General features: G+C 39.2%; 18 protein-coding genes and 1 tRNA gene. 8 read left to right on the forward strand and 11 right to left on the reverse strand.

Annotation, left to right across the window (positions count from 1 at the left end; genetic code table 11):
• Positions 1-31 precede the first annotated feature (31 nt).
• From FGM01_RS11160 to FGM01_RS11175, 4 genes are all read left to right on the forward strand, one after another.
• Positions 32-883, forward strand: a complete 852-nt coding sequence (locus tag FGM01_RS11160) for an SDR family oxidoreductase (protein ID WP_143411256.1) — start codon at positions 32-34, stop codon at positions 881-883.
• On the forward strand, positions 883-2319 hold the full coding sequence (locus tag FGM01_RS11165; protein WP_143411257.1) for a phytoene desaturase family protein: 1437 nt from the start codon (positions 883-885) through the stop codon (positions 2317-2319). Before FGM01_RS11160 ends, FGM01_RS11165 begins: the two co-directional genes overlap by 1 nt.
• Positions 2320-2426: 107 nt before the next feature.
• Positions 2427-3089: a ribulose-phosphate 3-epimerase gene (gene rpe / locus FGM01_RS11170; protein ID WP_143411258.1), complete on the forward strand. Its 663-nt coding sequence runs from the start codon at positions 2427-2429 to the stop codon at positions 3087-3089.
• Positions 3076-4071: a YpdA family putative bacillithiol disulfide reductase gene (locus FGM01_RS11175; protein ID WP_143411259.1), complete on the forward strand. Its 996-nt coding sequence runs from the start codon at positions 3076-3078 to the stop codon at positions 4069-4071. Before rpe ends, FGM01_RS11175 begins: the two co-directional genes overlap by 14 nt.
• 50 nt (positions 4072-4121) lie before the next feature.
• On the opposite strand, the gene FGM01_RS11180 is transcribed toward FGM01_RS11175, so the two are convergent.
• The 4 genes from FGM01_RS11180 to FGM01_RS11195 all read right to left on the reverse strand — a co-directional run bounded on the left by FGM01_RS11180 (position 4122) and on the right by FGM01_RS11195 (position 9896).
• The gene (locus FGM01_RS11180) at positions 4122-4484 is read right to left on the reverse strand and encodes a hypothetical protein (protein ID WP_143411260.1); all 363 of its coding nucleotides are present in this window, start codon (positions 4482-4484) and stop codon (positions 4122-4124) included.
• A gap of 189 nt (positions 4485-4673) precedes the next feature.
• Entirely contained in the window at positions 4674-8537 is a 3864-nt protein-coding gene (locus FGM01_RS11185) for a T9SS type A sorting domain-containing protein (RefSeq protein WP_143411261.1), read from the reverse strand.
• Positions 8538-9323: 786 nt separating this feature from the next.
• A tRNA-Arg gene (locus FGM01_RS11190) sits at positions 9324-9397 on the reverse strand.
• A 49-nt stretch (positions 9398-9446) separates the two neighbouring features.
• Positions 9447-9896, reverse strand: a complete 450-nt coding sequence (locus FGM01_RS11195) for a GatB/YqeY domain-containing protein (RefSeq protein WP_143411262.1) — start codon at positions 9894-9896, stop codon at positions 9447-9449.
• 271 nt (positions 9897-10167) lie between these two features.
• Between FGM01_RS11195 and FGM01_RS11200 the strand changes: the two genes are divergently transcribed.
• The 4 genes from FGM01_RS11200 to FGM01_RS11215 all read left to right on the forward strand — a co-directional run bounded on the left by FGM01_RS11200 (position 10168) and on the right by FGM01_RS11215 (position 12808).
• Complete coding sequence (locus FGM01_RS11200) at positions 10168-11427, forward strand: putative DNA modification/repair radical SAM protein (protein ID WP_143411263.1); 1260 nt, start codon at positions 10168-10170, stop codon at positions 11425-11427.
• Positions 11427-12203: a TIGR03915 family putative DNA repair protein gene (locus FGM01_RS11205; RefSeq protein WP_143411264.1), complete on the forward strand. Its 777-nt coding sequence runs from the start codon at positions 11427-11429 to the stop codon at positions 12201-12203. The genes FGM01_RS11200 and FGM01_RS11205 overlap by 1 nt, the downstream gene beginning before the upstream one ends.
• An 84-nt stretch (positions 12204-12287) precedes the next feature.
• A complete protein-coding gene (locus FGM01_RS11210; protein ID WP_243735794.1) occupies positions 12288-12485 on the forward strand; it encodes a hypothetical protein in 198 nt (65 codons plus the stop codon).
• A gap of 77 nt (positions 12486-12562) precedes the next feature.
• Complete coding sequence (locus FGM01_RS11215) at positions 12563-12808, forward strand: hypothetical protein (protein ID WP_143411266.1); 246 nt, start codon at positions 12563-12565, stop codon at positions 12806-12808.
• Between the two features lie 42 nt (positions 12809-12850).
• Here FGM01_RS11215 and FGM01_RS11220 read toward each other — a convergent pair whose 3' ends face one another.
• The 7 genes from FGM01_RS11220 to FGM01_RS11250 form a co-directional block, all read right to left on the reverse strand.
• A complete protein-coding gene (locus FGM01_RS11220) occupies positions 12851-13828 on the reverse strand; it encodes a polyprenyl synthetase family protein (RefSeq protein ID WP_143411267.1) in 978 nt (325 codons plus the stop codon).
• 58 nt (positions 13829-13886) lie between these two features.
• Positions 13887-14930 carry a dual-specificity RNA methyltransferase RlmN gene (gene rlmN, locus FGM01_RS11225; RefSeq protein WP_143411268.1) on the reverse strand — a complete coding sequence of 348 codons (1044 nt, stop codon included), beginning with the start codon at positions 14928-14930 and terminating at the stop codon, positions 13887-13889.
• A gap of 116 nt (positions 14931-15046) precedes the next feature.
• Positions 15047-16096, reverse strand: a complete 1050-nt coding sequence (gene queA / locus FGM01_RS11230) for a tRNA preQ1(34) S-adenosylmethionine ribosyltransferase-isomerase QueA (RefSeq protein ID WP_143411733.1) — start codon at positions 16094-16096, stop codon at positions 15047-15049.
• A gap of 84 nt (positions 16097-16180) precedes the next feature.
• A complete protein-coding gene (locus FGM01_RS11235; RefSeq protein ID WP_143411269.1) occupies positions 16181-17407 on the reverse strand; it encodes a 3-phosphoshikimate 1-carboxyvinyltransferase in 1227 nt (408 codons plus the stop codon).
• A 29-nt stretch (positions 17408-17436) separates the two neighbouring features.
• Positions 17437-17691, reverse strand: a complete 255-nt coding sequence (locus FGM01_RS11240) for a hypothetical protein (protein ID WP_143411270.1) — start codon at positions 17689-17691, stop codon at positions 17437-17439.
• The gene (locus tag FGM01_RS11245) at positions 17691-18017 is read right to left on the reverse strand and encodes a nucleotide pyrophosphohydrolase (RefSeq protein WP_143411271.1); all 327 of its coding nucleotides are present in this window, start codon (positions 18015-18017) and stop codon (positions 17691-17693) included. The genes FGM01_RS11240 and FGM01_RS11245 overlap by 1 nt, the downstream gene beginning before the upstream one ends.
• Positions 17983-20043 carry a DUF3857 domain-containing protein gene (locus FGM01_RS11250; RefSeq protein ID WP_143411272.1) on the reverse strand — a complete coding sequence of 687 codons (2061 nt, stop codon included), beginning with the start codon at positions 20041-20043 and terminating at the stop codon, positions 17983-17985. Before FGM01_RS11250 ends, FGM01_RS11245 begins: the two co-directional genes overlap by 35 nt.
• Positions 20044-20045 lie beyond the last annotated feature (2 nt).

Consider the following 20045-nt stretch of genomic DNA (forward strand, 5'->3'; position numbering starts at 1 on the left):
TGTAAATTCTAATCGAATTTTTCAAAAGCCAATGAAAAAAATATTGATAGCCGGAGCCTCAGGGGTATTGGGAATGGAGATCACCAAAGCCTTATATCGGGAAGGCCACCATTTGCGATTACATACCAGTTCTGAAGAAAAACGGAAAAAACTATCCTTCTATAGTGATGATATTCACATTGCTACAGAAAAGGATAGTTTTAAGAATATTACAAAAAATATTGATATCGTAATTTCTGCCCTTGGCAATAGTATAAGCCTCTTCACGAAAAATGAAAATTCTTTTTTTGAGATAGATTTTGAAATAAACAGAAGAATACTGCAGGACGCAAAGGTGAATTCTGTACAAAGATTTATCTATGTATCTATCAAGGGAGCTGGAGATAAGGCAAACCTGAATATTCCGGGATCTAACCGACAATTTGAAAAGTCTTTGCAGAATTCGGGAATTAATCATACCATTTTAAGACCGGTTGGTTTATTTAGTGGCTTGCATGATCTGGCCATTATGGCTAAAAGAAATTTTATCCCGGTTATTGGTGATGGACTTGCGAAAACGAACAGTATACACCAGGCAGATCTTGCAGAAGTAGCAAAGAAGTATCTTTTTGATGGACCGGAAATTCTTGAAATTGGCGGTCCTGAAATTCATACCCGTTTGGAAATGGCAGAAATGATCAAAGATCGATTTAATGCTGAAATTATTAGACTACCGGAAAGCCTTGCCGAAATTGGAATTGCGATGTCTAAGATTTCTGGTGATATACATAGTAAATTGGAGAACTTTAAATATATCACCACGCACGATATGATCGGCGAAAAGTATGGATCTCGGAATTTTAAGCAATACCTGCAAGAACTGGATAATAAAGATCTGCCCTGATGTCTGAACTATTTGATGCGGTGATTACAGGTAGCGGGCCTAATGGTATTTCAACAGCTATTTATCTACAAAAAAAGGGACTGAAAACAGTCATTTTTGAGCAAGCCTCCACTCCCGGCGGTTCAGTAAGAACTGAAGAATTAACCCTGGCAGGATTTAAACATGATATTGGATCTGCGATTCATCCAATGGCTTATGCCTCACCATTTCTGAGAAAATTACCCCTGGAAGATCATGGACTAAAATGGATCTTTCCGGAAATACCCTATACGCAGGTTTTGTCAGATGGAGGTGCCGTCGCGTGCTACCGGGATATAAAGGCTACTGCAGACCAGTTAGGCGAGGATGCTGCATCGTATATACATTTATTTGAATCGCTTACGAAGTCCTGGCCAAAGATCGAAAAGGACCTGTTGGGTCCCTTAACCTGGCCAGACGATCCGGTTGAATTCCTGAAATTTGGCCTGAGGGCTTTTCCATCTGCCAGGTTTTTCGCTAATCATAATTTTAAAAAAGAAAAAACTAAATTATTCTTTTATGGAGCTGCAGCCCACTCCACATTGCCGTTGACAAATATTGCTTCAGCATCTTTTGGTTTAGTATTAAGTATCATGGCTCACAAATATGGATGGCCATTTCCAGAAGGCGGAGCCTCCGGTTTAACTAATGCCCTCATTTCGTATTACAAATCTTTGGGAGGGGAAATCAGGTTGAACGAAAAAATATCAGACCTTAAACAGCTCCCTGAATCAGATTCTTATCTCTTTGACCTTACACCCCGGCAAATTCTCAGCATAAAGAATATAGAATTATCATCAACCTATAAAAAAAGGCTGCAGAAATATAATTACGGTGCCGGTGTTTTTAAGATCGACTGGGCACTGGAAGAACCTATTCCCTGGTTAAATGATAAATGCCGCAGATCTGGCACCGTACATATTGGGTACAGTACAGAGGAAATTGAAAAATCTGAAAGCGATATTCACGCCAACAGATTAAATAATATTCCGTATGTATTGCTGGCCCAAAATTCTGTATTTGATACAACCCGTGCACCAGTAGGAAAACAAACCGCCTGGGCATATTGTCATGTACCTAATGGTAACATTGCAGATCAAACTGCGGCAATAGAAGACCAGATTGAAAAAGCTGCCCCGGGTTTCAGGAAAATAATACTTGCAAGAAACACTTATACAACCAGGCAGTTAGAACACTTTAATCCAAATATAATAGGCGGAGATATAAATGGCGGCAAACAGGATATTACCCAACTGTTCACGAGGCCAGTGGCTAAGTTAGATCCATATGCTACTTCAAATCCCAAAATTTTTATTTGCTCCTCTTCCACTCCACCCGGCGGAGGAGTGCATGGCATGTGTGGATACCATGCAGCAAGATCTGCCTTCAAATTCCTGGATAAATCCAAACGAATCTGAATCATGCTTATCAATAGTTACAATTGAATCATACTTCCCATTTATAATGAAAGCAACAGGTAAACCTTTTTTTCTTACTATTTTTACAGCATAACAACAAAACAACTATGAGTAAAACACTAATTGCCCCTTCTATGCTGGCTTCCGATTTCGGAAATTTACAACGCGACACCGAAATGGTAAATAAGAGTGAAGCCGACTGGTTTCATATAGATATCATGGATGGGGTTTTCGTACCGAATATTTCTTACGGAATGCCGGTTCTACAGGCTATTACCAAACATGCAACCAAGACCATCGATGTTCATTTAATGATCATCGATCCAGACAGATATATAAAAGATTTCGCGAATTTAGGTGCAGATATACTTACTGTGCATTATGAAGCCTGCACTCACCTGCACCGTACCATACAAGCCATTAAAGCTGAAGGTATGAAAGCTGGTGTCGCATTAAATCCACATACCAGTGTAGAGCTTTTAAAAGATGTTATAAATGATATCGACCTGGTGCTGATCATGAGTGTAAACCCTGGATTTGGAGGCCAGAGCTTTATTGAAAATACCTATAATAAGGTTAAGCGATTGAAAGAGATTATTACTGAAAATAATGCCGAAACCCTGATTGAAGTAGACGGCGGCGTAACCGATAAAAATGCGGCTGAACTGGCTCATGCCGGTGCTGATGCCCTGGTAGCAGGTAGTTTTGTATTTAAATCTGATGATCAGCTTAAAACCATTAAAAACCTGAAGCAAGTTGCAAACTCCTGATAACAAATATGAAGTTGTAATTATAGGTGGCGGACCAATTGGGATTGCCTGTGCGCTGCAAGCAGAGAAAAAAGGTCTATCATATGTTATACTGGAGAAAGGCTGCCTGGTGAATTCGCTTTACCACTATCCTACTAATATGACCTTCTTTTCTACTTCAGAAAAGTTGGAGTTAGATAATATTCCATTTATCAGCAATAATCCAAAACCGGGAAAACGTGAAGCACTGGAATATTACCGCAGAATTGCTACGAATAATAAGGTAAACATTCATTTGTTTGAAAAAGTTACAGCGGTAGAGACCAAAGCTGAGCAAATCCATCTGGTGAAAACCACGAAAGCAGAATATACTGCAAATAATGTCATAGTGGCCACCGGATTTTACGATATACCTAATTACCTCAAGGTTCCGGGCGAAGATCTTCCAAAAGTTTCTCACTATTATGATGATCCACATTACTATGCGACTCAAAAAACTGTAGTAGTTGGAGCGAGTAATTCTGCAGTAGATGCTGCACTGGAGATCTATAGAAAAGGTGGTGAGGTGACCATGATCGTTAGAAAACCTGAAATTGGAGAAAGAGTAAAATATTGGGTAAGACCAGATGTTATAAATCGTATCGAAGAAGGTAGTATTAAGGCATACTTCAATTCCACTCTAAAAGAAATCAAAGAAAACGAAGTGATATTAAACACTCCGGAGGGAGAAGAAATTCTTCCAAATGATTTCGTATTATTATTAACCGGTTACCGTCCTAATTTCGGATTCCTCCAGGATATAGGGATCAAACTATCTGATGATGGCAGGAAAATACCGGAATATGACGAAGAAACCATGGAAACGAATATCCCGGGAATTTATCTCGCTGGAGTAATTTGTGGCGGAGTAGAAACCCATAAGTGGTTTATTGAGAACTCAAGAGTTCACGCCAGTTTGATCATGGAACATATTAGTTCCTGTAAAACTGTAAAGCATTCATAAAAAAAGCCGTTCTATAAAAAAGAACGGCTTTTTGTTGATGCTTAATTTATTTAGTCCAACAAAACTACTGAATTAGATCCTATACCTTTTCTTCTACCAATAAGTTTCCCATAAAATTCCAGGTCTTCATGGTTATTTTTAAAGGAGTAATCTACTTTCTTTCCTACATCCTCTAATGGAAAGCTATAAGCTTCAATTTCGGGATAGCCATCAAATTTGTCGGACTTATTAATCCCGATTTCGATACTGTTATTTGATTTATTATAGACAACATATTCTGCCAGGAAATTGTGCCTTAAAAGATCTATACAATCCTGGGATAAGGTCTTACATTCCTTGCATTCGTCTATATACATCTTCACTAATTGCTGCAAAGAATCTCTAAGCTGATTTGAATTAAAATAAGCTGCCATAGTTGTTAGATTGTTTAATTACTTATCTGGCTAATTTATAAGTATCGCTCTCTTCCGCATACTATTTGTAAAAGTTTTAACGCTAAGGCTTAAAAAAACATAAAATTCTCCAGCGCGGTTAAGACTTTTAAATTTAGATTAAGATAAATAAAAAAGTCCGGGCTAATTTACCCGGACTTTTCACTCATTTTAATCGATTACGATTTGTCTCTCATAACTTTGTCCATCTCCGGTCACCAGCTTGCAGATATAAACTCCGCTTGGCAGGCTGCCCCGGTCAAATCTCACCTGTATTACTTCATTAGCATCCACCATGGCCGAGTGCAGGGTGCTTAGCTGTCTTCCATTCATATCGAAGATGAACAGATCTGCCTTGACTCTTGCTTTTAAACTGAATCTTATATCAGTATAAGTAACCATCGGGTTCGGTGCAACTTCCAGGGAATTCAGATTATCTGCCACCTCAGGTTCAGTAGTTTGAGCCTGTGTTTTCTCTGTTGATTCCATTGTTTTAGTTTTTCCACCGCCTTTAGGTTTATGGATAACTATTGAACCGCCGTCAATTTCCGTGGAAGGATCAGCATTTTCACTAACGTTCGTATTGATATTATTATCATATACTACTCCCTGGGTATTATTCCAAATTTTTATCCTAAATAAATCAATATCATGATTAGGTGTTTTTTCAGCATCTATCACGGTTACCCTAAAATTAAATAGTTCAGGATCATTATTGATGGTTCCAACACCGGTATATGTAGCTTTAAAATCTCCAGATATCACTAACGACATATCTTCGTGAGACGAGCTTTTAAAATGGAAGTCGCCTTCTTTAAACTGGAAGTTTGTATGTCCATCTACCTCGGTTGTGTTATTCCTACCAGATTTATACTTGGCATTGAAACCGAAATTAGCCTTACCTTCTTTATTATCAGGGTTGTTTATCAGAAATTCAGGATCGGAATAGAACCATCCTCCTCCGGTAACAAAACCTCCGGATGGATCGTAGATAACAAGATAATCGTAAAATTCTACAGTTTCATTACCACAATCATCTGAAATAACAAGCATTACACTATACACTCCTGTTCCTGTTGGATTTTCTAAAGTTTCAAAAATACTTGAATCAAAATTACCCTGAACAAAACTACCATTGAAACTACCTGGCTCATCAAATTCTGCGTCTGATGGATCTGTTATATCTCCATCTGAATCGAAATACCATGTCACTGTTAACCCTGAACAATTATCTCCGGTGGAAGGAGCTTGTATGGTGAAAGGGGTATTTACTGCTACAGGGTTTAATGGTTCTATGGGATCCAAATTTGGAGCTGTAGAATCTTCGACCGTAATGGTCTGAACAAGATCTGTGGTCAAACCACTACAATCCTTTAAAGTATAAGTTCTGGTAACAACATACGGATCACCATTACATCCAGCTCCTCCATTATTGGTGGCGGTGACCGTTACAATAACAGCGCCACCACAATTGTCAGCTTCGTCAGTGATAGCTTCGATATCGGCAACAGGTATATCAGCGATACACTGAAGACCTATTATATCTGCAGGTGGAGTGGCCGTTGGAGGGGTCACATCATCCACATTGATCGTTTGCGTAATATTGGTGGTGTTACCGCTACAATCGGTCAGGCTATAAGTCCTGGTCACGGTCACTGCATCTCCATCACAGGTAGCAGAGGTAATATCATCCCCTACAAAGGCGACGGTAACAGGTCCATCACAGTTATCGGTCTCACCGGTTACATCGTTAATATCAGCATCAGGAATATCTGAGAAACACTCCACATTGATATCCGTTAAGACATCTGCCGTTGGAGGGGTCACATCATCCACATTGATCGTTTGCGTAATATTGGTGGTGTTACCGCTACAATCGGTCAGGCTATAAGTCCTGRTCACGGTCACTGCATCTCCATCACAGGTAGCAGAGGTAATATCATCCCCTACAAAGGCGACGGTAACAGGTCCATCACAGTTATCGGTCTCACCGGTTACATCGTTAATATCAGCATCAGGAATATCTGAGAAACACTCCACATTGATATCCGTTAAGACATCTGCCGTTGGAGGGGTCACATTATCCACATTGATCGTTTGCGTAATATTGGTGGTGTTACCGCTACAATCGGTCAGGCTATAAGTCCTGATCACGGTCACTGCATCTCCATCACAGGTAGCAGAGGTAATATCATCCCCTACAAAGGCGACGGTAACAGGTCCATCACAGTTATCGGTCTCACCGGTTACATCGTTAATATCAGCATCAGGAATATCTGAAAAACACTCCACATTGATATCCGTTAAGACATCTGCCGTTGGAATCGTGCTATCCACCACCCTATTGGTAGCGGGAGAAGCAGCACACGACGCAATAGTGCTTACAGCCCCGGCTGCGGTAGAGCCACAGGCTGATGCCAAAACATACCTAGTTCTTATATTATACCCGCTACAATTATCGTCGGTTGGCGGAGTATTGGCTCCCCAGTTAACACCATTATCAAAAGAATATTGAATATTAAATCCAGTAACAGAGGTTGGCGCAGTTACGCTAATGGTTCCACAACCCTCATTAACTGTAGGCGCCGGTGGCGCATTCGGAAAAATCACAGCATTTCCGGTATCTGACGAACTACAGGCTGCCGGAGCAGATGTACTGGTCGACCCACAAGACCCATTAAAAACGTATCGGGTTTTCATTGAATAGCAACCAGGAGTGGTTGAAGTGGAAGTATTGGAAGTACTCCAGGTAGATCCATCATTAAAACTATACTGAGGTGTAAAACCCGTTACAGAAGTCAGGGCAGGGATGGTCAATACTGAATTACAGGTATTGGCCACTACTGGTACAGCAGGTTTTGCCGGGAAGATTATTGCATTACCCGTTGGGGATGCTGCACAAGGTGCTGCTGTATTAGCGGCATTAGCCCCACAAGCATTGGTTAACACAAAGCGAGTTTTCATCGAATAACAACTGGCAGTGGTTGAAGTAGATGTACGAGTGGTACTCCAAGTAGAACCATTATCAAAGCTATACTGGGCTGTGAAACCGGAAACGGTGGGTAGTTCCGGAATCGACAGTGAAGAATTACAGGTATTTGAGACTACCGGGGCTGCCGGAGCCGAAGGAAAGACTACAAAAGACTTGGTATCAGAACATCCTCCTGTTGTAGAATAAGTCACAGAGAAACATCCTGGAGTTGAGGGGGAGAAAACACCTGTTGAGGAATTTATACTTCCACCTCCAGTCACCGACCATGTACCTCCTGGATTCCCATCTGTTTGCGTAAAGGTTATATCCCCACCAACACAACTGTTTACTGAATTAATATTAGGTTGAGTACAGGAAACATTATAATTTATTTCAAGTTTAATCGCCCCCTGCCCATTTGTTCCTTGCACACATATAACTTTTGGATCACCTCCAACGATTACAAAACTCGCACTACCATTAGCAGATGCCCAATTTTGAAATGACTGTCCTAACGAATTTGTGGCAGGAGCTGTCAACTTAATAGTCTCGCCATTTCCCACAAACTGAAAATTATTATTAGTAGTGCTAGGATTTGCATTTCCGGAACCACTATTGAGTATTGTACCGGTACAATTATTAGAATTATATCTTACAAAATTAACAGTTACTTGACCTGAATTTGTATCAATCCTAATATTCCCATCCGTAAAAATTGTACTCGCTGTAGAGCCGGACTGGTCCCCAATCACCTCAACGGTAAATTCTACCCCAATGTGTCTTTCCTCAATTGGAAATTGGATTTCCCAAGTACCATCTGGATTCACAGGATAATTATGATAATCGTGGTCATGATCATACTCCGGATCTTCGTAGAAATGTACAGTAACCGTGGTATCACCGGTCCAGCCGGCCCCTGTTACAATAGCAGTTTCACCGGGAGAATAATCATCCTTGTCAGATGTAACAGTCTGAGCAACACCTAAATTCACATTAAAAAGCAGGGAAAATGTAAGGAAAACTAATCCTACAGTTTTACCTGTCAGAGGTAAAAAACTCTTCATAATAAACTGGTTTAAATTGAAAACTTGTTGCGAATACCAGTAGGGATAAGGTATCCAGGGTGTAGGTATCGAGAAATCTGGTTAGTTGAATCAATATATTTCAATACATTGACCACTAGGCAATTAACAAATTATATAGTTTTGTTTAAAGTAAAAAAAAAGATTTTTCGAAGAATTGTAATTTTTTATCGGTAAAAAACGTAATCCATTGTAAACCAGGTAAAAAAACATCTAATTGAAATGATTTTAAAAATTTAAAGGGCGGTCCTAGATTAATATTATAAGAATATACCACCTTTTTCGGGTGGTAAAGAAGGTATTCCGGAAAAAAGTGCCCGGTCAGGTAAGATATTTAAACACAATATACACGGCCAGAACCACACTAAGAGCTAGTATAATATTCCGGTAAATATGACTATAATCCTGAATCATAACTTATTGGTTAATAGGACTTACCAAATTAAGCCGCTGAATAAAATTAATTTATAAGGGTTTTCCCCTATTTTTCGTCATTATAATCTTAGGCAGAACTAGCATTGTCTGTCTTAAAAGCTCTGATTTAGTCTGCTTTTTAATCTATATGGCGATGGGTTTGTCCTAAAGTACTCAAACTTCAGGAGTCGCTGCGCGCATCCTGCAAAGCAGCTCTCAATAAAAGATGTTTTCGAAGAAACTCAAACTTAAGGATTCGCTTCGCGCATCCTGCAAAGCTCCGCTTTGAAAATCAAACAGCCACAAAATCAAAAAAGCAAGCTTTATGATTTCGCTTGCTTTTTGATTTATTCGTGACCCCGGCAGGATTCAAACCTGCAACCCTCAGAGCCGAAATCTGATGCGCTATTCAGTTGCGCCACGGGGCCTTTTATTTAAAATTCACATTTCGACTGCGCTCAATGTGATAACAATTATTTACGCTAATTTTTTTCGTACAATTCCAGAAATGGTTTTTCCATCAGCTCTACCGGCTAATTTTCCACTGGCCATTCCCATTACTTTGCCCATATCCTGCATTCCTGAGGCTCCGGTTTCAGCAATGATCTCTTCAACCTCTGCCTCGATTTCTGCCTCACTCAATTGCTCAGGAAGAAATTGCTCAATTACGGCAGCTTGTTGCAATTCAGGTTCAGCAAGATCCTCTCTACCCTGCTCCTTATATATCTGAGCACTATCCTTGCGCTGTTTAACCAGTTTTTGCAGAAGTTTATTTTCCTCATCTTCGGTTAGACCGTCTTTAGAGGAAGTTTCAGTAGCAGCAAGTAATATTGCACTTTTAACAGCTCTTAAAGCCTCAAGTTTCATACTATCTTTAGCTCGCATAGCCGCTTTCATTTCGACCATTACCTTTTCCTGTAAACTCATAGTTGCAAATTTATTGGTGCGAAGATAAAATTTTCCTGACGAATTTACTACTAATTATTAATTGCATAATTAAGGAATTATGGCCTCCTGAAGTATAACCGTTTATAGGTCCAATCCTAATAACAAAACCAGGAATTTCCATTTCAAATAGATTAATGAGCACAGTTTAAATTTGAAAATGCTATTTAAAATTCGAAATGCATCAAAACCTTTTGATTAAAACTTATTATTAAATAGGAATTATTCCTAATTTTGGAAAAATTCCAATTTTATGGATTTCGATCGAATTAAAGAAAAACTCAATATTCTTGCAGATGCCGCTAAATACGATGTTTCCTGCTCGAGTAGTGGTAGCAAGAGAACAAACACTAAAAAAGGCCTGGGAGATTCCAGTGGGATGGGTATTTGCCATTCCTATACCCAGGATGGTCGCTGTGTCTCTTTATTAAAGATCTTGCTTACCAATCACTGTATCTTCGATTGTGCCTATTGCGTGACCCGGAAAAGCAATGATATTAAGAGAGCGGCTTTCAAGGTTCAGGAAGTTGTAGATCTTACCATTAGCTTTTACCGTCGTAATTATATTGAAGGTCTTTTTCTAAGTTCGGGAATTTTTAAAAGTCCAGATCATACCATGGAGAGATTGATAAGCGTTGCAAAAAAACTCAGGCTGGAGGAAAATTTCAATGGGTATATTCACCTGAAAAGCATTCCCGGAGCCAGCGACGAGCTCATGCGTGAAGCAGGATTATATGCAGACAGGCTAAGTGTGAATATCGAGATCCCTACAAAATCTGGCCTTAAACTTCTTGCGCCAGATAAAAAACATGAGGATTTCATGAAACCTATGGAAAAGGTAAAGAATGAGATCATTCAATACAAAGCAGAATCAAAGCTTATCAAAAGCACTCCTAAATACGCGCCCGCAGGGCAAAGTACTCAAATGATCGTAGGCGCTACTGGTGAAAGTGACCGAGATATCATGTACTCATCAGCATTCTTCTATAAAAACTATAATATGAAAAGGGTTTACTATTCGGGATACGTTCCAATTAGTACAGATCCAAGGTTGCCGGCTATCGGAACACAGGTTCCCATGCTAAGGGAAAACAGATTATATCAGACAGATTGGCTAATGCGATTCTATGGTTTTGATATCCGGGAATTACTTAATGATCAGAATATGCACCTGGATATGGAGATAGATCCCAAATTAAGCTGGGCCCTGCGTAACAGACACCTGTTTCCGATGGATGTTAACCGGATAGAAAAGCAACAATTACTGAGAGTGCCTGGAATTGGATTAAAATCTGCTAATAAGATCGTACAGGCCAGGAAATTCAGAAAATTAAACTGGGAACACCTCCAAAAGATCGGTATATCCACGAACCGGGCGAAATATTTCATTACCTGTGATTCAAGGGAGAAAGAGCTACGTGATTTATCGAGTGAGCATTTAAAACAGCTGATTTTAAAAACCTCGCATAGCAAATTCAGAACAGATCTTAGCCCGCAATTAAGTTTATTCTAATGACCGGAACAGTTCTTAAATACGATGGAAGTTTCCAGGGATTTCTCACCTGTATATTTACAGGGTATGAACAGAAACTGCAGGTCGTGGAGATCGTCCCGGCAGGTGAGGACCAGCAACAGCTATTTAGCGAAACGCAGATCATCATAGCAGACGAGCAGAAGGCGCTAAGGGTATTAAAAGGTTTAAAAGCTAAGGTTTCCACCAATACCATGACCAGGATCAATTGGGCATTCCTCAGCGAAGCCCCGGGCATCGAGATGAAGCTATATAATATGATCAGTTATATTTTTTCTACTAAAGAAAAGGTGGACACAGATTATTCGCATCCTTCTGTGCTTTACATTTCAAATATCGCCAAGCAGGTAGGCAGGGAAAAACATCGTATGGAAGCCTTCGTACGTTTCAGGTTAACAAAAGATGATATCTATTTCGCCATTATAGAACCAGATTTCAATGTATTACCTATCATCCTTAAACATTTTAAAAGCCGGTATGCAGACCAGAAATGGCTGATCTATGATATAAAAAGGAAAATAGGACTCTATTACGACCTCTATAAAACAGAATATGTATCGATGGAATTGCCGGAAGATATTGGCATTTCCGGCGGAAATCCGGAGTACTTTGAGGCAGGAGAAATTTATTTTCAGAAATTATGGAAAGAATATTTTGACTCGACAAATATCAAAAGCCGAGTAAATATGCGCCTTCACGTGCAACATGTCCCTAAGAGATATTGGAAATATTTAAGTGAAAAGAGTCCTTTTGCATAATTAAAATTTGTTTAACTTTGTGTCTTCAACTAATTAAACATTTTAACAATGAAAAAATTATTTTTACTATTTGCTGTTGCAACAATGTCCCTTTCAATCTATTCTTGTAGAGAAACTACCGAAGAGAATGCAGAAGATACTGTAGAATCTATGGAAGAAAACGTAGAAGAAGCTGCTAACGATGCTGAAAACGAAATCGAAGCTGCCGGTGAGGAAGTAGAGACTGAAATGGAAGAAGAAGTAGAAGGAACTGATGATATGAACGAAGATGATGATATGTAATCATTTCCTTTCTTAATAAAAAAAAGCCATTCTCTGAATGGCTTTTTTTAGTTAATAACCCTAATAAATTGATCAAAATGAGAAAATTGTTGATTTTATGTATGTCTGCTATTTTGAGCATGTCTATTTATTCCTGCCGGGAAACTACCCAGGAAAAAACAGAAGAAGCTGCAAAAGCGATTGGCGAGGATATTGAATCTGGAGCCAGGGAAGCAGGAGAAAAAATTAAAAAAGGCGCTGAAAAGCTCGAGAAAGAGATCGATGAAGAAATTCACCAGACAGATGATGTAAATGGTGAAGAAGCTGCAGATGATGCTATTTAGTCGGGTGGCGAAGTAATTATAAAGCGAAGTTTTACTTCGCTTTTATTTTTTTCGATCTATTACATAATTAACCATCAATTCAAGACTATCACGATATTCAGATTCAGGATATCGTTTAAGGATCTCAAGAGCTTCCTGCTGAAATTGTTTCATGCGTTTAACCGCATAATCCAATCCACCGTTATCCTTTACAAACCGAATAACTTCCTTTACCCTGCCCCGGTCCTTATTGTGATTTTTTACTGAATTGATCAACCAGTCCTTATCTTTTTGTGAAACATTATTCAATGTATAGATAAGTGGAAGGGTCATTTTTTGCTCCTTTATATCAATTCCCGTAGGCTTTCCTATTTTTTCGGTCCCATAATCAAAAAGGTCATCTTTAATCTGAAATGCCATTCCTATGAGTTCTCCAAATTTTCTCATAGTAGGTACTTCATCGCTTTCTGGTTTTACCGAAGCTGCTCCCAGACCGCAACAGGCAGCTATTAAGGTAGCAGTTTTCTGTCTTATGATCTCATAATAGACCTCTTCTGTAATATCAAGACGCCTGGCCTTTTCGATCTGTAGCAATTCCCCCTCACTCATCTCTTTTACCGCTACCGAAATGATCTTCAGCAGGTCAAAATCATTATGATCTATAGAAAGTAATAAACCTTTGGAAAGCAGATAATCTCCCACCAGCACTGCGATCTTATTTTTCCATAAAGCATTGATGCTGAAAAATCCTCTCCTGCGGTTTGAGTCATCCACCACATCATCATGCACCAAAGTAGCTGTATGAATAAGTTCGATCACTGAAGCCCCGCGATAGGTACGTTCATTCACTTTTCCGTCTGAAACCATTTTGGCCACCAGAAAAACGAACATGGGCCGCATTTGCTTGCCTTTACGGTTTACTATATAATGGGTGATCCTGTTAAGAAGAGCGACTTTCGAGGACATGGATTCGAAGAACTTTTTCTCGAAAAGTTCCATCTCTTTTTCCACCGGAAGTTTTATTTGGGAAATAACCTTCATAAAGGGCGTAAATATACATATTTAAACCGAAGGTTTGTCCAATCTGGCATCATCGAAATCAGGCAGATTTATTCGCCAGTTGTCCGCAGGCTGCATCAATATCCTTGCCTCTGGATCGCCTTACCGTAACCGTGATACCATTTCTTTCCAGCATATCCTGGTACATATTCGTAGCAGCAGAGGCTGCCTGCTGAAAATTCCCGTCATCAATAGGATTATATTCAATAAGATTCACCTTGCAAGGCACATATTTACAGAATTTCACCAGGGCTTGTGCATCTTCCCGGGTATCATTAATATCCTTCCAGACGATATACTCGTAGGTGATCCTGCTTTTAGTTTTCGAATACCAGTATTCCAGGGACTCTTTGAGATCCTCTAAGGGAAAGGTTTCATTAAAGGGCATGATCTGGGTTCTCACCTCGTTCCTTGCGGAATGTAGTGAAACAGCCAGTTTGATCTTAGCCTCATCATCTGCCAGCTTCTTGATCATTTTAGGAACTCCCGAAGTTGAAATCGTGATCCTTTTCGGCGACATCCCTAATCCTTCAGGAGAAGTGATCTTCTCCACCGCTTTCATCACGTTATTATAATTCATCAAAGGCTCACCCATGCCCATAAAAACAATATTAGAAAGCGGTCTGTCAAAATAAAGTCGGCTTTCATTATCTATGGCTACTACCTGATCATAAATCTCATCCGGATTAAGATTACGCATTCTTTTCAACTTAGCTGTGGCGCAAAACTGGCAATCCAGACTACAACCTACCTGAGATGACACACATGCTGTGGTCCTTGTTTTGGTAGGTATCAAAACCGACTCAACGGTTAAGGAATCGTGAAGTTTAACCGCATTTTTAATAGTACCATCACTGCTTCGCTGCATACGGTCTACGCGAATATGGTTAATCACAAAATTATCCTTTAGCTTTTGCCTGGTTTCCTTCGATATATTGGTCATATCGTCAAAGGAATGAGCAGCCTTGTTCCATAACCATTCATATACCTGGGTTCCACGAAAAGATTTGTCCCCTTCAGAAACAAAAAATTTCTGCAGTTGTTCTTTCGTTAATGCCCGTATATCTTTCTTCTTGTCTTTCACGCTGCTAAATTACAAAGTTAAAACCGAATGCTTCAGTCTTTTAAATATCTATAGCTTACAAAAAAGGCCATAAACCGTATCATCAGTTTATGGCCTTTAAGTTTCAGGATGACTGATTAAAGAATCAGCATTGCATCTCCGTAAGTATAGAATCTGTATTTTTCCTTTACCGCCTCTTCATAGGCCTTCTTCATAAAATCGTGACCTGCAAAAGCAGATACCATCATAAGCAAAGTAGATTTTGGAGTATGGAAATTGGTGATCATACAATTGGCGATGTTAAAATCGTAAGGCGGGAAAATAAATTTATTAGTCCAGCCACCAAATTCGTTCAAAGTCTGGTCTGAAGAGACAGCACTTTCCAGAACTCTCATAACCGTCGTCCCAACTGCGCAAACTCTTCTTCTTTCCTGTTTCGCCTTGTTGATAATTTCTGTGGCATCTTTCTGAATAAATGCCTCTTCACTGTCCATCTTATGCTTGGAAAGATCTTCTACCTCAACCGGACTAAAAGTACCTAAACCAACATGTAAAGTAACCTCAGCAAAATCAACACCTTTGATCTCCAGTCTCTTTAATAAATGCTTGGAAAAATGCAGACCGGCAGTTGGTGCTGCTACTGCGCCTTCTTTTTTAGCATAAATGGTCTGGTATCTCTCCTCATCTTCCGGCTCTACCTCTCTTTTAATATATTTTGGCAGTGGAGTTTGCCCCAGTTCTTTCAGTTTCATTCTGAAATCACTATAAGAACCATCATATAAAAATCTTAGGGTTCTACCACGGGAAGTTGTATTATCTATTACTTCGGCTACCAGACTTTCATCTTCACCAAAATAAAGTTTATTTCCAATTCTTATTTTTCGGGCTGGGTCCACAAGAACATCCCAAAGTTTAGTTTCCGGGTTTAATTCTCTTAATAAGAAAACTTCTATCCTGGCACCTGTCTTTTCTTTGTTTCCGTATAATCTGGCGGGAAAAACTTTAGTATTATTAAGAACCATTACATCTTCAGGCTCGAAATAATCGATTATATCTTTGAATTTTTTATGTTCAATCGTCTGCTCTTTGCGGTTAAGTACCATTAACCTGGCTTCATCCCTGTTTTCAGATGGATATTCAGCCAAAAGTTCTTTAGGCAGTTCAAAATTGAAATTAGAAAGTTTCATTCCCATAGTTGTTCCTGTTTTAAAGGCTGCAAATATACAATCTCAACATAGGGGTTGTCAAGTAAATGACGGTTTATTTGGAAATTAAATAATTTCGCGTGCGTTGAAACCCAATTTTTTGAGATCTTTCCAGAAGTCCGGGTAAGATTTTGAGACCACTCCGGCGTCCTCGATGGAGAAAGAAGTTTTAAACGCAAGCGGCGCAAAAGCCATAGCCATCCTATGATCGTTATACGTTTTTACTAAAACATCCCGGTTCAGGCTCCCTGTGGACAAAAGTTTCAGACAATCATCTGTGATCTCCACCATAGCCCCAAACTTTTCCATTTCATTTTTAAGTGCCTGCAACCTGTCTGTTTCCTTTATCTTAAGGGTGTGTAATCCGTCTAATTTACATTCCATACCTAAGGCAAGGCAGGTAACGGCAATGGTTTGAGCAATATCTGGTGAATTTCTCAGGTTTTCGTAAATACGGAAAGACCGCTTTCTACCCTCCTTTCTAAGGATAATCGTATTTTTTCCGAATTCTGTTCGAACGCCGAAATGCTCATAAATTTTCGCCAGGCAGGAATCTCCCTGTCTGCTATCTTTGCGGTAATTGGATAAGGTGATCTCTGCAGATTCTGAAATCGCGGCTATACTATAAAAGTAAGAAGCAGAACTCCAGTCAGACTCCACAGCCACAGTGACCGGGTCTACGGTCTCAACAGGTTCAATATAAATCCTCTCGTCTCTGAAATTACCTTTTATACCAGCCTGCTGTAGAATTTCAAGAGTCATAAGTATATAAGGAGTCGAGGTAACCTGCCCTTCTAAAATGATCTCCAGACCATTGGGTAGGGAAGATCCAATTAGCATAAGAGCAGAAATATACTGGCTGCTAATATTGGCTTTTAACTTTACCGAATCTGCATGTAAACGTTTCCCTTTTATGATCAGCGGAGGAAATCCTACTTGATTTTTATACTGAATATCAGCGCCCATTCTCTGCAAGGCATCAACAAGTAACCTGACAGGTCTTTCCTGCATTCTTTTACTGCCGGTAAGCTCTACCTCGCATCCTTCTTTTGCTGCAAAATAGGCAGTTAAGAATCTCATGGCTGTTCCGGCATGGTGAATATCAATAAGACCATCGCCTTTTTCCAGAGCTGCTTTAAGAACAACCGTATCATCGCTGTTGGAAAGGTTCTCTATGCTAATTTCAGGATATAAAGCCTTGAGAATAAGCAGACGGTTAGATTCACTTTTAGATCCTGTGATCTTAAGATCTGCCTTTACTTCTGTATTTTCATTGATTAGGGATAGATTCATCTTGGAAATTAAAAGAATAGATTACTAAATTAATCTTTCTTTTGCTTCCCACGAAACTGACCGAAGGCTAAAATAAAACCATATAAAAATGCTGCCAGTAACTGACCGATTATAAAACGTATAAGCTTACCATTCGCGGTTCTTTCCTCAAAAAATGCTCTAAACTCAAACCCTCCGTATTCAAAGAGCATACTAATTACGTTATACAGAATTAAGAATGAGAGTCCCAGCCAGAATACAGATTTCCAAAATGCGTTTTGAGATATTATGGATTTAAACTGCATTACCTAAGTTTTTCATTATTCTTATGCCTGTCTTTATCCCGTTTTGTTTTGAGATCCAATTTACGGTCAAAGGCCTCCTGCAGATCCACCCCGGTTTGGTTAGCCAGGCAAAGAACTACAAATACAACATCTGCCAGTTCTTCGCCAAGGTCTTTATTCCTATCGCTTTCCTTTTCACTCTGTTCACCGTAGCGTCTTGCTATGATCCTGGCAACTTCGCCCACCTCTTCAGTTAGCTGGGCCATATTGGTTAGTTCATTAAAGTAACGAACACCATGTTCCTTTATCCAGTTATCTACCGCTTTCTGCGCGTTCGCTATGTCCATCTTCTAAAGTTTTCTCCAAAACTATAGCTTCGCTATGTTTTTTAATAATATTCGAATAAAACTTTTTCAATAAATCATACTCTTCTGCCTGAAACGCCGATTTTTTTAAACTTATCAGCGATGAGATCCTGATAGTATTTCCTGCACCGTTAACGATAAATTTGAATTCACCTACATCTTTCCCAAGACTGAAATGTATACTTTCTGGAAGAGAGGAAATTTCGTAACCATCTGGCAACAAAATATTCACAGTGTGAATTTTTGACTCTGGAAAGTCAAAGAGAATGGGATAAATTCTTTCATCATCTTTAAAAGGATTTTCCTGAAGGCCTTCAAACAAAAGCGGTTGAAAATAGATCTTATCTCCTATCACGGATGTAGCTGATGGAATTTTGAAATCGAAATTTTCAATAAGCTCGGCACCCAGGTCCTTATCATTCTCTGAGGTATAATCAGAAATCTCCAGATCCTCAAAGTTTGGCCATCTTTTGGCAATCCCGTTATCAGGCTCTGGCATGTAGTGATCTCCCCTAAATTCTTTCGCGAAAAGGCCGGTATATAATTTTCTTTCAATTCCTTCTGCACCTGCATCTGTTATCTTGATATTCATACTTACCGCAGTCTGGGATTGATAGGTCGGCATTAAATTGATCCATAAAGAAGTTTTATCATCCCTGATTAATCTTCCCTGCCAGTTCCGGGCTCTTTTTGGTAATTCTCCAATCCCGGCGAAAGGATCTGTAGCATCCAGCAGATATATCGATTGTCCAATCTGCAGACCGGCGATAACATAATTAAAGCCATCCCTGGTTGGATAAAGCGGTACTCCATTAGAAGGAGTACTCACTAAAACAGGATTTGCATTAAGGTTCGCATATTTCAACATTGAAATTAAAAGCAAATTAATATCACCTATATTTCCTGAACCCTCTTTGAAGGCTTTTTTAAGGCCGTTATCCGGATAATATCCAGCATTACCATTCCATTTCACTTTTTGTTTCAGGAAATTGAAAATCTTATTGGTCTTCATCAAAGGATCTGAAATCCCGGCCAGCAACTGGTCTAATTCTTCATCATAATAATTATCCCTGGATAAGTCATTACCTATGCCCAGATCATAGTAGATAGATTTAGCCACACCTTCCCAGGATTCAGAATAGTTTTTTACCGTAGAATTCGGGAATTTCGTATACTGTAACTCCCAATCAAGAAAAGCGGCATAATTGTGCAAATGTTCTACATAAGATTCCTGCTTTAAAGCTGGAATATTCTCCTTATTGACCGAATATTTTAAATTAACATATTCTACAACATTGTTGGAAGTTGTATTAGAAACAATAACACCAAATGAATTTGTCTCTCTGTTGAAGCTGGAAAAATTATATTTGGCATTTTTTCTCTCTTCCTGAATATCTATCACCAATGAGGATCGTAAATTCTGGTATTTACTAAAATAAAAATACTCCGGAATCGTTACATCCACCTCCAGTTTATCAATTGGAATCGTGTATTGCAACGGAGTTCTACCAATAGAACCCAGATATGGAGAGCGTATTTTATAGATGTATTCTATTACACTACCCTCTTTTACCGCCGGCATTGTAAATGAGGTAATTCTCCAGTATTTTGAGCTTTCCTCTTCAAAAATCTCATCTTTTCTTAACTTTTCTTCCTCTAATTTGCCATCTACCATATTATAGGTAATCCCTTTTAGATAGTAAATCTTCTCCTCATCACTACTTCCATTGTACCTACTTATTTTTTTATTTGCCCACTCAAAACCCTCTTTATTATAGATTTTTATTCGCTCATGTACCTCTGTAATCAGTATAAAACCATCATTCTTATCAAGATCATAGTATACATTCTGGCTACGGTATAATACGGCAGCATCTGCATCTTTCTTTATTGGATGTTCTTTTTGGAGAACCTCTTTTTTCGAGACCTTCCCAAATTTATAATTCTGGCTGTTTCCATGTTGAAAACAAAAAAACAGCAGACAAATGATGATAAAATTCCTGGACATGA

This window comes from Christiangramia sabulilitoris (assembly GCF_007050985.1).
Classification (GTDB): Bacteria; Bacteroidota; Bacteroidia; order Flavobacteriales; family Flavobacteriaceae; genus Christiangramia; species Christiangramia sabulilitoris.

Bases quoted from the DNA above. Each gene is read 5' to 3' on its own strand.
- FGM01_RS11165 (WP_143411257.1), top strand. From the start codon at position 883: ATGTCTGAACTATTTGATGCGGTGATTACAGGTAGCGGGCCTAATGGT.
- FGM01_RS11210 (WP_243735794.1), top strand. From the start codon at position 12,288: ATGTCCCTTTCAATCTATTCTTGTAGAGAAACTACCGAAGAGAATGCA.
- FGM01_RS11160 (WP_143411256.1), top strand. From the start codon at position 32: ATGAAAAAAATATTGATAGCCGGAGCCTCAGGGGTATTGGGAATGGAG.
- FGM01_RS11180 (WP_143411260.1), bottom strand. From the start codon at position 4,484: ATGGCAGCTTATTTTAATTCAAATCAGCTTAGAGATTCTTTGCAGCAA.
- FGM01_RS11215 (WP_143411266.1), top strand. From the start codon at position 12,563: ATGAGAAAATTGTTGATTTTATGTATGTCTGCTATTTTGAGCATGTCT.
- FGM01_RS11240 (WP_143411270.1), bottom strand. From the start codon at position 17,691: ATGCAGTTTAAATCCATAATATCTCAAAACGCATTTTGGAAATCTGTA.
- FGM01_RS11200 (WP_143411263.1), top strand. From the start codon at position 10,168: ATGGATTTCGATCGAATTAAAGAAAAACTCAATATTCTTGCAGATGCC.
- queA (WP_143411733.1), bottom strand. From the start codon at position 16,096: ATGAAACTTTCTAATTTCAATTTTGAACTGCCTAAAGAACTTTTGGCT.
- FGM01_RS11205 (WP_143411264.1), top strand. From the start codon at position 11,427: ATGACCGGAACAGTTCTTAAATACGATGGAAGTTTCCAGGGATTTCTC.
- FGM01_RS11250 (WP_143411272.1), bottom strand. From the start codon at position 20,043: ATGTCCAGGAATTTTATCATCATTTGTCTGCTGTTTTTTTGTTTTCAA.
- FGM01_RS11220 (WP_143411267.1), bottom strand. From the start codon at position 13,828: ATGAAGGTTATTTCCCAAATAAAACTTCCGGTGGAAAAAGAGATGGAA.
- rpe (WP_143411258.1), top strand. From the start codon at position 2,427: ATGAGTAAAACACTAATTGCCCCTTCTATGCTGGCTTCCGATTTCGGA.
- FGM01_RS11235 (WP_143411269.1), bottom strand. From the start codon at position 17,407: ATGAATCTATCCCTAATCAATGAAAATACAGAAGTAAAGGCAGATCTT.
- FGM01_RS11195 (WP_143411262.1), bottom strand. From the start codon at position 9,896: ATGAGTTTACAGGAAAAGGTAATGGTCGAAATGAAAGCGGCTATGCGA.
- FGM01_RS11245 (WP_143411271.1), bottom strand. From the start codon at position 18,017: ATGGACATAGCGAACGCGCAGAAAGCGGTAGATAACTGGATAAAGGAA.